The organism is Oscillibacter sp. PEA192, assembly GCF_003574015.1.
GTDB lineage: Bacteria > Bacillota > Clostridia > Oscillospirales > Oscillospiraceae > Oscillibacter > Oscillibacter welbionis.
Genome location: NZ_AP018532.1, coordinates 2,472,447 through 2,485,719 on the forward strand (window position 1 = coordinate 2,472,447; position 13,273 = coordinate 2,485,719).

At 59.1% G+C, this 13,273-nt stretch carries 15 protein-coding genes; 12 read left to right on the forward strand and 3 right to left on the reverse strand.

Annotation, left to right across the window (positions count from 1 at the left end; all coding sequences use genetic code 11):
- The 5 genes from DN611_RS12255 (at position 1) to DN611_RS12275 (ending at position 4,344) form a co-directional block, all read left to right on the forward strand.
- Positions 1-2,277, forward strand: a complete 2,277-nt coding sequence (locus DN611_RS12255) for a DEAD/DEAH box helicase (RefSeq protein WP_119311498.1) — start codon at positions 1-3, stop codon at positions 2,275-2,277.
- A 47-nt stretch (positions 2,278-2,324) separates the two neighbouring features.
- Complete coding sequence (locus tag DN611_RS12260; protein WP_119311499.1) at positions 2,325-2,708, forward strand: (deoxy)nucleoside triphosphate pyrophosphohydrolase; 384 nt, start codon at positions 2,325-2,327, stop codon at positions 2,706-2,708.
- Positions 2,709-2,770: 62 nt separating this feature from the next.
- On the forward strand, positions 2,771-3,304 hold the full coding sequence (locus tag DN611_RS12265; RefSeq protein ID WP_119311500.1) for a GDSL-type esterase/lipase family protein: 534 nt from the start codon (positions 2,771-2,773) through the stop codon (positions 3,302-3,304).
- Positions 3,301-3,681 carry a rhodanese-like domain-containing protein gene (locus DN611_RS12270; protein ID WP_119311501.1) on the forward strand — a complete coding sequence of 127 codons (381 nt, stop codon included), beginning with the start codon at positions 3,301-3,303 and terminating at the stop codon, positions 3,679-3,681. The genes DN611_RS12265 and DN611_RS12270 overlap by 4 nt, the downstream gene beginning before the upstream one ends.
- 24 nt (positions 3,682-3,705) lie before the next feature.
- Entirely contained in the window at positions 3,706-4,344 is a 639-nt protein-coding gene (locus DN611_RS12275) for a hypothetical protein (RefSeq protein ID WP_119311502.1), read from the forward strand.
- A gap of 69 nt (positions 4,345-4,413) precedes the next feature.
- Here the strand turns inward: DN611_RS12275 and DN611_RS12280 are convergent, their stop codons facing one another.
- On the reverse strand, positions 4,414-5,379 hold the full coding sequence (locus DN611_RS12280; protein ID WP_119311503.1) for a DUF6076 domain-containing protein: 966 nt from the start codon (positions 5,377-5,379) through the stop codon (positions 4,414-4,416).
- A gap of 486 nt (positions 5,380-5,865) precedes the next feature.
- On the opposite strand from DN611_RS12280, the gene DN611_RS12285 reads away from it, so the two are divergent.
- The 7 genes from DN611_RS12285 to DN611_RS12315 all read left to right on the forward strand — a co-directional run bounded on the left by DN611_RS12285 (position 5,866) and on the right by DN611_RS12315 (position 11,129).
- Positions 5,866-6,078 carry a helix-turn-helix transcriptional regulator gene (locus DN611_RS12285; RefSeq protein ID WP_119311504.1) on the forward strand — a complete coding sequence of 71 codons (213 nt, stop codon included), beginning with the start codon at positions 5,866-5,868 and terminating at the stop codon, positions 6,076-6,078.
- On the forward strand, positions 6,078-6,743 hold the full coding sequence (locus DN611_RS12290) for a helix-turn-helix domain-containing protein (protein WP_160117438.1): 666 nt from the start codon (positions 6,078-6,080) through the stop codon (positions 6,741-6,743). The genes DN611_RS12285 and DN611_RS12290 overlap by 1 nt, the downstream gene beginning before the upstream one ends.
- Positions 6,740-7,174 (forward strand): hypothetical protein, encoded by a 435-nt coding sequence (locus DN611_RS12295; RefSeq protein ID WP_119311506.1) that lies wholly within the window; start codon positions 6,740-6,742, stop codon positions 7,172-7,174. Before DN611_RS12290 ends, DN611_RS12295 begins: the two co-directional genes overlap by 4 nt.
- A 317-nt stretch (positions 7,175-7,491) precedes the next feature.
- Positions 7,492-7,938 carry a hypothetical protein gene (locus DN611_RS12300; protein WP_145985101.1) on the forward strand — a complete coding sequence of 149 codons (447 nt, stop codon included), beginning with the start codon at positions 7,492-7,494 and terminating at the stop codon, positions 7,936-7,938.
- Positions 7,939-8,033: 95 nt separating this feature from the next.
- Positions 8,034-8,333: a DUF6809 family protein gene (locus tag DN611_RS12305; protein ID WP_174233002.1), complete on the forward strand. Its 300-nt coding sequence runs from the start codon at positions 8,034-8,036 to the stop codon at positions 8,331-8,333.
- Positions 8,334-8,400: 67 nt separating this feature from the next.
- Positions 8,401-9,603, forward strand: coding sequence for a tyrosine-type recombinase/integrase (locus tag DN611_RS12310; protein WP_119311509.1), 1,203 nt, complete (start codon positions 8,401-8,403; stop codon positions 9,601-9,603).
- Positions 9,567-11,129, forward strand: coding sequence for a tyrosine-type recombinase/integrase (locus DN611_RS12315; RefSeq protein WP_119311510.1), 1,563 nt, complete (start codon positions 9,567-9,569; stop codon positions 11,127-11,129). The genes DN611_RS12310 and DN611_RS12315 overlap by 37 nt, the downstream gene beginning before the upstream one ends.
- 86 nt (positions 11,130-11,215) lie before the next feature.
- Here the strand turns inward: DN611_RS12315 and DN611_RS12320 are convergent, their stop codons facing one another.
- Both DN611_RS12320 and DN611_RS12325 read right to left on the reverse strand, forming a co-directional pair.
- Complete coding sequence (locus DN611_RS12320; protein WP_119311511.1) at positions 11,216-12,088, reverse strand: hypothetical protein; 873 nt, start codon at positions 12,086-12,088, stop codon at positions 11,216-11,218.
- Positions 12,088-13,101: a hypothetical protein gene (locus tag DN611_RS12325; RefSeq protein ID WP_119311512.1), complete on the reverse strand. Its 1,014-nt coding sequence runs from the start codon at positions 13,099-13,101 to the stop codon at positions 12,088-12,090. Before DN611_RS12325 ends, DN611_RS12320 begins: the two co-directional genes overlap by 1 nt.
- Positions 13,102-13,273: the final 172 nt, after the last annotated feature.

A 13,273-nucleotide genomic window follows, 5' to 3' on the forward strand; every position in this document is an offset into this window, starting at 1 on the left:
ATGCCTACCTATCGCTCCGCCTCCGGCAGCAGTGCCGAGGATCTGTTCATTGAACTGTTCTCCGACACCTTTGGTGCCGAGAAAGCCGGCTATCTCTACTCCCAGTACCCCTTCTCCGACATCTACCAGAACAGCCGGTTTGCCGACTTCCTGATCGAAAACGGCGGGCGGAAGGTGGCCATTGAGATCGACGACGAGGCCTCCCACAACCCGAAGCTGGTCTCCCAGAACAAATTTTACGACGACCTGCTCAAGCAGAACAGCATGATCTACCTGGGCTGGGACGTGTACCGCTGGGCGGTGCGGCAGATGCAGCAGCAGCCGGAGACCGTGAAGGACGAGTTGCGGGTATTCCTGGGCCAGCACCCCAGCTTCAGGGAGATTGAGGACTACCTCCCCACCCAGCGGGGCAAGTCCCTGGACGGTTCCAAACTGGAACTGAAGGAACACCAGAAACAGGCTCTGGCAGCGCTGGAGGAGATGCGCTGCAACTTCGAGACCATTGCCCTGCTCTACCACGCCACCGGCACCGGCAAGACAGTGACCGCCGTCATGGATGCCAAGCGGTTCGGCAAGCGCACGCTGTTCCTGGCCCACACGGTGGAATTGGTGGATCAAGCCACCAAGACCTTCCGGGAGCTGTGGCCCAGGGCCACGGTGGGCCGCTATGTGGAGAGCATGAAGCAGGGCAACGCCTTCGTGGTCTGCGGCAGCATCCAGAGTGTGGCGCTGAACCTGGAACGGTTCAAGCCGGATGACTTCGGCTACATCATCGTGGACGAGGCCCACCACGCCTCCGCCGATACATACCAGAAGGTCCTGTCCTACTTTACGCCGGAATTTACCCTGGGCCTGACCGCCACGCCGGAGCGGGCCGACGACAAGAACATCCTGGATATTTTCAAGAACACCGCCCACAAGCTGGACATCCAGACCGCCGTGGAGATCGGCGAACTGGTGCCGGTGCGGTGCATCCGCATCCACACCAACATCGACCTGACCAAGGTGCGGTTCAACAGCGTCCAGTACAACATCCGAGATCTGGAGAGCAAAATCTATGTGCCGGAGCGGAACCAGCTGATCGTGGACACCTGGCTCCAGTATGTGAAGGACAAGCGGACCGTCATCTTCTGCGCCTCCGTCAAGCACGCCCAGGAGATCGCCGGGCGGCTCCACGACGCCGGCGTGTCCGCTGAGGCCGTGTCCGGTGAGATCAAGGCCAGCGACCGCCGGGAGGTGCTGGCCCGGTTTGAAAAGGGCGAGACCAAGGTGCTGTGCGCCTGTGACCTGCTCAACGAGGGCTGGGACTGTCCGGCCACGGAAGTGCTGTTCATGGCCCGGCCCACCATGTCCAAGGTGCTCTATACCCAGCAGCTGGGCCGCGGCATGCGGCTGTCTCCCGGCAAGGAGAGCCTGATGGTGTTTGACTTCGTGGACAATGCCAGCCAGTACAACATGCCCTACTCCATGCACCGGCTGTTCCGGCTGAAGGAATACAAGCCCGGTGCGCTGGTGCTGGGCACCAAGGGGCAAAAGGCCGCCGAACAGGGGCTTTATGACAAGGGTGAGCGCCCGGATGCCCTCATCGACTGGCCGGTGGACGCCCTGGATTACGAACTGGTGGACATCTTCAACTGGCAGGAGGAAGCAAAGGATATGTATAGTCAGCAAGAGCTGATTAGGCATCTTAGCGTCCAGAAAACGCAAACTGTTGAAGAGTATATTAAGCGAGGGAAAATCATTCCTGACTTGATTGTTAACCTTTCGGGGAATAAGCAGTTTAAGTATTATAGGAAAGAACGTGTAGAAGAATTTGCAGAACGCTTTGGTTGGACAGTTATCACAGAGGGGAACCGATATGAACTATTTATGGATATGATGCAGAAAATGATAATGGATCATTCTTATAAACCTGTTCTTATTAAAGCTATTCTAAAATCTGCCGATGCTAAAGGTCGTGTCAATTTAGATGACATTGTATCTTATTTTCGTTCGTTTTACGAGGAACGCCGTTTAGCCGGTCTCACAGTTGAAAAAAGAAATAGTATTTTCGCGAAAGATCATTATACGGATAAGGAAGCTTTGTATAATATTCTCTCTAATCCTTTTAAACGATTTGAAAATATGCAGATGCTACATCATACCAAAACCTTAGGTATAATCCAGGTGGATGAATCCGTCTGGAAAAAACTAACCTGGGAAAGGAAGCAAAAAATCGAGCAAATTTGTGACGAAAAACTTGAACAGTACTACCAAAGAATAAAAGAGAATGGATAAAGTTTATAAAACCCTATGTGTATAAAATACAGAACAGGTGAAAGCAGATGACCGAAGTCGTTGCAGCACTGATCTGGGATCAGGACAAGTTTATGATCTGCCAGCGTCCAGCTCATAAGGCCAGGGGGCTGCTGTGGGAATTTGTGGGCGGCAAGGTAGAGCCACGCGAAACCAAGGAGCAGGCGCTGATCAGGGAGTGTCGGGAGGAACTTGCCGTCACGCTGGATGTAGGCGAGGTATTCATGGATGTGGTCCACCAATACCCCGATCTGACGGTACATCTGACGCTGTTCCATGCCACTATCCGGGAAGGTACCCCTCAGAAGCTGGAGCACAATGACATCCGCTGGATCACGGTGGACGAGATCGACCAATTTGCATTCTGCCCAGCTGACGAAGTAATTCTAACAAAATTGAGATCTCTCAAGTAACAACGGTGGCTCCCCTTGATGATGTGGGAAAACTCCAACATGCAAAGAAAGGAAAAAGGGCGATGAACGTCATCTGCTTCGGCGACTCCAACACCTACGGCTACGACCCGCGGGGTTATTTCGGCGGGCGGTATGACGCGGACTGCCGGTGGGTGGACATCCTGGCTGCGGAAACCGGCTGGACGGTCTCCAACCTGGGGCAGAACGGCCGGGAGATTCCCTCCTCCGCCCCCGCCTTCCCCGCCGGCACGGATCTGCTGATCGTCATGCTGGGGACCAACGATCTGCTCCAGGGCCGGGGCCCGGAGCAGGCCGCCGGGAGGCTGGAGCGGTTCCTCTCCGGCATCTCCCTGGATCGAAGCAGGATCCTGCTGATCGCACCGCCGCCGGTGACCCTGGGCGAATGGGTCCCCAGTCCGCAGCTCATCGACGCCTCCCGCGCCTTTGCCCGGCTTTGCCAGGCTCTGGCGGAGCGGCTGGACATCCGCTTTGCCGACGCCGGAAAATGGGACATCCCTCTTGCCTATGACGGCGTACACTTCACGGAGCAGGGCCACAAAGCCTTTGCCGCCGGGCTTCTGGAGGAACTCGGATGAAACGAATGATCCCCCTGCTGCTCTCCCTCCTGCTGCTGGCCGGATGCGGCAGGAATGCCGCCGACGGCGCCTACCGGCAGATCTCCCAGGAAGAGGCCAAGGAGATGATGGACAACCAGGAGGTCATCATCCTGGACGTGCGGGAGCAGGACGAGTACGACGGCGGCCACATTCCCGGCGCCGTGCTGCTGCCGGTGGGCACGATCAATGAGGAAACCGCCGCCGGGGTGATCCCCGAGAAGGACGCCACGGTGCTGGTCTACTGCCGCAGCGGAAACCGCAGCAAGACCGCCTCCTCCGCGCTGGCGGACCTGGGCTACACCAACATCTACGAATTCGGCGGCATCAACACCTGGCCCTATGAGACAGAGCCTTGAGGATACCGCCGCGAGGTGGCCGACATGAAACAGATGACCTGGGAAGATTATTACGAGGGCTTCTACGACTGGTCGCCCGGCACACAGAAGAACTACACCTACCGCCTGTCCGATTACGGACCGGCGGACGAGGTGTGGGAAGTGGCGCAGGAGCTGGCCTTCCAGGACGAGGCCTTTGCCGCGAAGTTTCTGGAGAAGGCGCTGGCCGCCGGCGTCCGCTTTGCGCCGGAGCAGGTGCTGGAGATGGCGGGCACGGTGGAGGAGTCTGTCCTGGGCAAAATCGCGGAGCAGACGGACGTGCCCTTTGACCGGGAGCAGCTGGAAGAGATCTACATGATGATCGACGACGATTCCTTCCGGAAGATCTCCCGGTGGGCGAAGATCGACGTGTTCGATGACGAGCCTGCCGCCCATGATCAGCCGGAACAGGTCCGGTACATCCTCCCGAAAAAGAAGAAGGTGGGTCTTTTCACCGCGCTGGCCGCCCTCGCGGCGGGTTCCGCGCTGGCCGGCCGGGGCAGAAAGAAGCACAGCGGGCACTGCGACGGCGACTGCGCCAACTGCCCGCCTCACTACGGGTATCGCTATGGCCGCTGGTATTACGGGAGGGGCCATCAGTACGGCTGCGAATTCGGAGGCAACAAGGGAGACGGAAGTCTGTAAGAGAACTGCAACTGCATCGCTATATCAAAGAAAAGGGTCTGGCCGCTATGATGGCCAGACCCTTTTCAATCAGGAGTGCTTCAGCCACTCCACAAATTCCTCCAGGGAAATCATATCTCGGTCACATTTCTTTTTCATCTCTCTGGCCTGTTCGCTCCAGGCGTAGAAATCCGTGTCAGAAATACGACCGGACTTAATCCAGGCAAAACGTCTCTTGTACTCCTTACGATACGCTTTGAATACCGGATCATCAGATTGCTTCTTCGTCCACTGCTGAAAGGCCCCTGCCTCGCGGCAAGTCTGCTGTCCCTCAGGCACCGGTCGCTCACAGTACTCCGCGCTGACCCGTCCGGTCTGCGGGAAGTAGCGACCGCAATTCTTGCAACGGCGTACCGTAATGTCTCTCTCCACGCAGCTGCGCAGAGAATAGTCGATCATATCCAAAATGCTGGAGGAGTACAAAACCGGCGAACACCACCCTGCCTCCACTGACTCGAAGTTAAGGGGAATGGGATGAAAGCGAAACAGAGTACTATCCTCGGGAATATCGTAAAAGTATTTTGTAGATGCCTGCTTCTGCGGATCTCTTCCCGCGCTGTCCACATCCAGAACCAAATCAAAAAACCGCTGTACCTGCTTTTGGTACAACGGGAGCTGGTCCGGAAGCTGCCGCAGTTCCTCCAGCATCTTCTGATCCTCTTCGCTTCCGCGGTCCTTGTAGATCCCCATCCTGGTAAAGCGCTCATACCAACGCACATACAGAAGTTCCAGATAGATATGGCGGACCTTCAACTTTCCCAATTCCACCATGGCATCTGTGCCGGCCTGTCGGTCATCCTCTGCAACTAATTTTTCCCAGAGATCCGCAATTCGTTGAATCGACGGCGTGAGTTCACTGCAATCCATCTCCTGAAAGGTTAGAAGGCTTTCTAAAAACGGATAATCTCGGTAAACCGATGGCGCTCCCTGTACTCCGGCAGCATCATACTCAAAGCGCTCTAGCTTTCCGTAGAAATACATTTTTGCGTACCACATATTGGTCTCTCCAAATTAGTCTGATTGTAAATTATTTTTCTAATAGTCTTGACAGCGATATTCGGGGATGTTATGATGTTCTTACAAAAGCTGTCAATTTTTTCTTAAAATTAGTCTAACATTGCGGATTGCTTCTGTCAATGGGAAACTCCATTGCGTTCCCAACGATGTACCTTGAAAATTGAATACCCATCACCAGAGTCGATACCCACCGGAGAAGTACTGCCGGGACGCTGCCGCTGGAGAAGCAGCCGAGCATGCCAAGGTGGAAGAAAACGCCGTGTGTGTCAACCAAGGCAGCAGGGCAGGAACAGGTATGGTGCATGGCCGAACACAACAGGTAATAAAAAAGACCGCTGAACTGCTGCAACAGTTCAACGGCCCGCCGCGTTTCGGAAAACACAGCTTGATCTATGTTCAGTCTAACAGAGAGACCTCCGAAACGCAAGAAAATCTTTTCTCTGAACAAAGAAATCGGAGGTACACATGAAAGAATCGATCCACAAAAGCTACGACGACCTGCCGCTGTTTCTCAACGCGAGGACGGTGGCGCAGGTGCTGGGGGTGTCGGTCGCCAGCGGGTATGAACTGATGCACGAGGCCGACTTCCCCACGCTGCGGGTGGGCAGCCGCATGGTGGTGCCCCGGGAGCAGTTCATCCAATGGGTGAACGCCCATACGAAAGGGGGCGGCGGCTGATGGCATACATCCCCTACCGGCGCGACCCCAGCGTCTTCCGCTTCCCGCTCCCCAACCGGATCTGGAAGCACCATCTCAAGTACCCGGACTTCTCCGTGCTGGCCTATCTCCACTACCGGCATCACCGGGAACTGCCTGGCAGGGCGTCGGTGACGGAACTGACCGGCACCCTGGGTCTGAAACCCGGCGCCGTCAGGCGCATCCTGGATGTGCTGACGCGGCAGGGGCTCGTCACACCGGACCTGGTCCCGGTGGTCGGCAGAGAAAAATATTTCTCGCTGCCGGATGAGGTCTTCTATCTGAACCTGGGAAGCGCGGCCATCGCCGTCTACGCCTTCCTGCTCTATCGGGAAAACCGGAAGACCTATCAGTGCACACTCAGCTACAAGGCCATTGGATATGCCATCGGCGCCAGCAACAACACCGTGCGCAAGTACGTGCTGGAGCTGGAGGCGGCCGGACTCATCGCCACCAACCGCACCGTGGTGGTGGGCGCGGACGGAATGGAGCGCAACGGCTGTCTGCGCTACACGATCCTGCCGGTGCAAAACGCGGTGGAACTGCGTGACCGGCAGCGCCTGGCGGCGCTGGACGCCGCCGTGGAACGGCAGAAGGTAAAAGAGCGCCTGGCCGCGTCCGCCCGGAAAGGAGGTCCTGTCGCATGAGTCTCTTCACGGAACTGATGGATGAGGTCCTGGAGCAGGATCCCAATCTGTCTCTGGAGTGCTTCCTGTCCGCCAGGCGGTACATCCAGATCCGGTGGCGGGCGCTCCACGGAACGCCCATGCCGGAGGATGCGCTGACGCTGTTCCTGGCAGACCCGTCCCGCGGCGATCTCACGGAGGAACAGAAGTCACTCGCCCGCAGCAGCTACGAAGCGGTGCGCAGATGCTACCGGCGCGCCGCCTGGGATCTGCTGCTGTACAACCAGATGCTGCGGGAGGGCGTGGTCCATGATCTCCGGGAGTTCCGCAGCCTGCAGCGGCGGCGCTACGCTCCCGGAGACAGCGGACGGGAAACGCGCTGTGAGGCCCTGTGTGCGCCCGACCTGGCCTCCCCCATCCCGGCACCTGAAACGGGGCACGAGGGCGTGTGAAGCGGCTGTGGGGGCAGGGGGACCGCTTTCCGCGCTCCCCCTCTCCCCCTCGGGATCCGGCCCTTTTGGGGCCTTTTCCCCGGCCGAAATTGGGACAAGATAAAGGGGCGTACACCTAAAGGGTACCCTTCCGCCCCGAACACGCCGGACCCGCAACGCGGGCCGGTGGTACCACCCACAGCGGCGGTTTTGACGGTTTGGTACCAAACAGGGTGCTCCTCCTTTGAACGGATCGGGAGACGGCAGCGGATTGCGGGCCGTTTCCAGGGTGGTCAGAACTGGTACCGGAAGGAGGACCGAAAATGTTGGAAAAACGAGTGAAATCAGGGCTCGCGGTGACGCCGCGGCACCTGAAACTGTGCGACGACAACCTGCGGCGGGCCGGCGTCGGCTCCCGCAACGACTTCGCGGAGCAGGCCATCGAGTTCTACTGCTCCCATCTGATCTCCCGGGAGCTCTCCGCGATGGGCGGAAAGAGCCAGGTGCCCATGGAGCGGTTCGAGACGCTGAGCCGCGCGCTGGGCACGGGACAGTACAAGCTGTCGGTGGAGGTGGCCACCATGACGCGCATCCTGGCGCGGATGGCGCAGGTGCCCGACAGCGAGGTGCGCTCCATCCAGGCGGACTGCGCCCGGGAGGTCAAGCGCCTGGGACGCGCGCCCACGTTCCTGCAGAGCGCCCGCCGGGAGCGGGACGGTCTCACGGCGGATGACAGCGCGCGCTTCTTCGCGGACGACGACGCGGAGGACGACGATCTCACGTAAAAGCAAATGATAACTTTCTCTTAACTCCGCCGCGTCCCTCTGGCTATTCCGCGCGCGAGCTGGTATTGTGTGTTGCTGAAAAGGAGGCGGCACACATGAACGACTACATGAAAGCACTGCACCAGCGGTTCTTCCGGGAACCGGCGTACCCGGAGATCCGCCGGGAGGCGGAGACGCTGCGTCTGGCGCTGCGGGAAAAGCTGGACCGGCAGGACCGGGAATCGCTGCTGAAGCTGGCGGACCTGGCCATCGAACTGCGGGAGGAGATCTCCCTGGCGTCCTTCACCGCAGGGTTCCAGCTGGCGCTGGGGATCGCCGGAGAACTGACGCCCTACTGCTTCGAGGACGACGAGGAGGAGCGCGCCCTGCGTCGGCTGGAGCGGGAAACGCAGTAAAGATGCGTCGCTATATCAAAGAAAAGGCGCCGGGACCCGGCGCCGCGCAGACAGGAGGTGAATCGGTATGAGCAGACGGCGTCCGGCAGGCGACGGCATGGTCCGCAAACGGGAGGACGGCCGCTGGGAGGGACGCATCGTGGTGGGCCACAAGCAAAACGGCGCGCCCATCTTCCGGTACGTGCTGGCCAAGACGCAGAAGGAACTGCTGGCCAAACTCCACCGGGACATGGAGGTCTATCAGGACGCGCAGCTCACCGAGGACAGCCGCATGACGCTGGGCGAGTATCTGGACCGCTGGATGGCGGAGTACGGTTCCCTCACCCTGCGGCCCAACACCCTGCGCAGCTACGAGCAGTATATCCGCTGCTACATCAAGCCGTACCTGGGCGGCAAGATCGTCTCCCGGGTCACGCGGCCGGACATCCAGCGGCTGTACACCAGGCTCAAACGGGAGGGCCGCGTCCACGACCACCCGGAGTTCGGACACGAGCTGTCCGACACCATGGTGCGCCGCATCCACGCCATGCTCCACCGCTGTCTCAAAGACGCGGAGTGGGACCACATCATCCCCTGCAATCCCACGGACGGCGCCTCCGTGCCCAAAGCCTGCAGCAAACCCAAGCAGATCCTGGACCGGGCGCAGATGGACGCCTTCCTGAAAGCGGTGGACGCCAGCGAGGTCTGGCGGGACTTCTTCTACACGGAGCTGACCACCGGACTGCGGCGAGGTGAGATCTGCGGGCTCATGTGGCAGGACTTCGACGAGAGCGCCGGGACGCTGAAGATCCTCCGGTCGGTGAACGCGCCCAAGCGGGGCGAGTTGGAAATCGGCGAGACCAAGACCAGCCGGGGCCGGCGGATCATCCGGCTGCCGCCCAGTACCGTCCAACGGCTGAAAGAGCGGAAGAAGCACGCGGTCAGCCAGTGGATCTTCCCGGAGCCGCTGGCCCCGGAGAAGCCGGTGCGTCCCAGCGCCGCCTACTACTGGATGAAGGAGCTGCTGAAGGAGGCGGGGCTGCCCCACATCCGGTTCCACGACCTGCGTCACACCTTCGCCACCCACGCCCTCGCCAGCGGCGTGGACGCCAAGACGCTCTCCGGCATCCTGGGTCACACCAACGCGTCCTTCACCCTGGACACCTACACCCACGTGACGCCGGACATGCAGAGGGCCGCCAGCGACGTGGTGGGCGGCTTCCTGGAAAATCTGCTGGGAGAGGAGTTGAGACCGTGGCAAGAAAACGCAAAAACGGAACCGGCACCGTAAGGCAGCGCAAAGACGGCCGCTGGGAAGGCCGGGCCGTGGTGGGCTATGACGACAAGGGCCTGCCCCTAACGAAAAACGTGCTGGCCAAGACCAAGCACGAGTGCCAGGAAAAGCTCTCCAAGCTCCTGGAGGAAGTGGGCGGCGCAAGATCGGAGAAGATCCGCGCCGACATGCCCTTCGGTGAGTGGATGGACTTCTGGTATCAGAACTACATCAAGCCCGGCCTCCGCCCCACCACGCAGAGCACCTATGAAAGTTCCATCTACCTGCATATCATCCCGCAGCTGGGAAAGGTCCCGCTGTGCCAGCTGACACAGAAGGACCTCCAGCAGTTCTACGCCTACCTGAAAAAAGAGGGGCGGCTGGTCCGGACGGAGCTCTACGGCACGGGCCTCTCCGACCGGATGGTGCGGATGTGCCACGCCAAGTGCCGTGCGGCGCTGGACCAGGCGGTGCAGGAGAACCTGATCCGGACCAACCCGGCCGCGGGCTGCAAGCTGCCGCCCAGGCGGGGCCGGGAGATGCAGGTGCTCTCGCCCGGGGAGCTCCGGCGGTTTCTCCTCCAGGCCAAGGCGGACGGATCCTTTGAACTGTTCCTGCTGGACCTGTGCACCGGCCTTCGCCGCGGGGAGCTGATGGCCCTCCAGTGGTCCGACCTGGATCTGGACGCCGGAACGCTGACGGTGAGCAAGCAGGTCTACGCGGTGAACGGAAAGATGCAGCTGAACGTCCCAAAGACGAGGGCCTCCGTCCGCAAGCTGGTGCTGCCGCCCGCCGTGGTGGAGGTGTTCCGGGAATATCAAAAGACGGCGGACTCCCGCTGGCTGTTCCCCTCCCCGGTGAAAGAGGATGCGCCCCTGACGCCGGGCGAGGCGGCCAGGCGGCTCCACGGCATTCTGGAGCGGGCCGGGTGCAAGCAGGTGCGCTTCCATGACCTGCGGCATACCTTCGCTACCATGGCGCTGGAGAACGGCATGGACATCAAGACCCTCTCCGCCATGCTGGGGCACGTGTCGGCGGCCACGACCCTGGACATCTACACCCACATCACCGGCGAGATGCAGAGCGAGGCCGCGGCCAAAATCGACCGCGGCCTCGGCAACGAGGTGCAGGAAAACGATCCGGAATCGTCCCGGCAGGAACCCTTCCAGCCGGCGGCGCGGCGCACCCGCAAACCCGGCACCGGATGCATCAACGAGCTCAATGACCATCTCTTCGAGGGGCGCTACACCCCCACCTGGCCGGATGGGACCAAGCACTCCAAGTGCGTCTACGCCCACACGCGGGAGGAGTGCGAGGAGAAACTGAAAGCGCTCATCCAGCAGATGAACACGGAGCGGCAGGCGGCCCGGGACCGGATGCGGGGGATCGCGCCGGAGAAGCTGACAAACACGCAGAGAAAGATCTGGATGTACATGAAGCTCCACCCCTGCGAGACGAACTACAGCGCCATCGCCAGAGGCGCCAAGGTGACCCGGCACACGGTGGCGAAGCATTATGAGGTAATACAGAACATGCTGGTGTAGTGGAGGCAGCAAAGAAAAAAGCGTTACCGATAAGGTGCATATCCTTATCGGTAACGCTTCTGTTTGGATGAATGCGAGATAGAATTTCAGTCGAGGAAAAATGAATCAATGTCCTCAGTGGACGAAAGGATCTCCGATTCCTTCACCCCAGCGGCCTCTGCAAGAAGGATCGAGTGCAGAAAGGCAGTGCGGAAATCGGGGTCGAAGGCATGGTCGATCAATGCGTAGAACTGCTTGCTCTGCGTTTCCAGTTCCGCCAGATATTCGGCGTACTGTTTCTCCAGTTCTTCGTCCAGGCGATATTGGAACTCGATGAACTGAGTGACCAGCGCCTGTTCTTTCCGGTAGAGCATCAGTCGACCGTACTCAAAAGCACAGGAAGCAAGCGCCTGCGTAAACTCGGCAGTCTGCTGACCGCAGAACATGGAGGCGGAGGAAGCGATCAGCTTGGCCATGGCCTCGAGGGAGATCCACAGGCAATCCTCTGTATAGTTTCCCTCTGAGAGTTTGCCGTCCCGGAACAATGCTTCCCTGTCATGCAGTTCATCAGCCAGTTTCTTGATGGCTTCGACGGTTTCACAAGACGCAAATCCCTGGATCGACGCAGCGGAGGCGCGTATGCACTTTTCATACAGTTGAAAGACAAAGATGCTGTACTGCTCTCCGTCGAGGAGGACGGCATACTCCGACACTGTATGGGCGAGTTCTTCCCAGTCCTCTGCATCGAAGGAAGACGGATTTTTCCCGCCCGCAATTTTCTTCAACACCCCGAGCGTCAGAACGGTCGCTGCCTTTACGCCCGTCACACTCGCCGCCTCCTCCTTTTCGGATAAAGCGGTCAAGTGTTCCTGCATGGATTGAATCAACTGCACCGCCTGCTGGAATTTTTCTCCGGCGGGCGTTTTCATGAGTTGCTCCAGTGCAAGCTGCACCGCCTGCTGTTTGAGATACCCGTCCATTACGCCTCACCCACCGTTCTTTCAAACATGGCAGACAGGGCTTTTGTGTTGTTGACGAGTGCGCCGAGGAGCTGCTTCTGCGAATCATCGAGCATCAAATAGTCCGCGCCATACAAGGAAAGCGATTTCGTCAGCATATCATTCAGGCCGGTGCGGATTCCCAAGGTCTCGGTTAATATCAGGCCGATTTTCCCATCCAATTCACGAACGGACTCTATGTTCTCTTTAACCGCCTGGATCTCCTCGTTCTTTTGCTTGTTCAGCTTCGTTTTCTTGGATGTAAAGAGCAGGATGGAGGACAATAACGTCGCTCCGGCGATCGACCAGCCCACCGGCCCGGCCAAGGCCAGCAACGCACTCCCGGCTGTCATTCCTCCGCCGCCCGCTGCAAGGGCGCCTCCGCCCAGCCAGGCCAGTGCAGCATTGGTTGCAGCCGCACCGGAGAGCGTTGAGATCGCGGCACCGGTAGAGGCGGTGCCAAACGTGGTGGCGACCCACATCGCAGCAGTAGGGGCCATGAACGCAACAGACGCGCCTGCGGCAAGGCCGGCCCCTGCACCGGCGGCTGCTTTCCGCGCTTCCTGCAGTTCACGGTCGGCAAAGTCCCGCGATTCCGTAAATTTCTTGCGGCTGACAGAAATCTCCTCAAACTCTGCATCAAAGCTCTTGGGACGGTTGGCAATGCTGTTGACCAGGCTTTCCACAAAGGAGATCGAGTCGAGGGAGCGGCACCGCTCAATGTACAGTTGCACACCTTTATCGTTCATGATGGTGTAAGCGTCATTGTACTCTGTGACAGACTCCTGAAGCATACGATCCAACTCAGTAAGCTTGTCCGCGATATCATCTTTTGCCGCAACCGCCGCGTCTTTGAGTTCGCCGGCTTTTTCGACCAAGGTGCTGGTGGCCTCGGTTGCCTTATCCTTAAGGGTATCGACATCAATCGTGGAAAGGCCCTTTTGAGCCGCCGCCTTTAAATCGGAAAGCGTTTTTTTCGGCACTTTGGGAGACATGGTGAATTCCTCCTGTTTTAATTAAATCTTGGCAATGGGCAAGAATGCTGCGTCACGCCAAAGAGACCATGTTTTTTTCACGAAACAGGCCACATGGCGGTGAAGCATTATGAGGTGGTACGGGGGATGGTGGAGATCCAGGCGCAGGCAGCTCCGGCTTAAATTGGGCAGG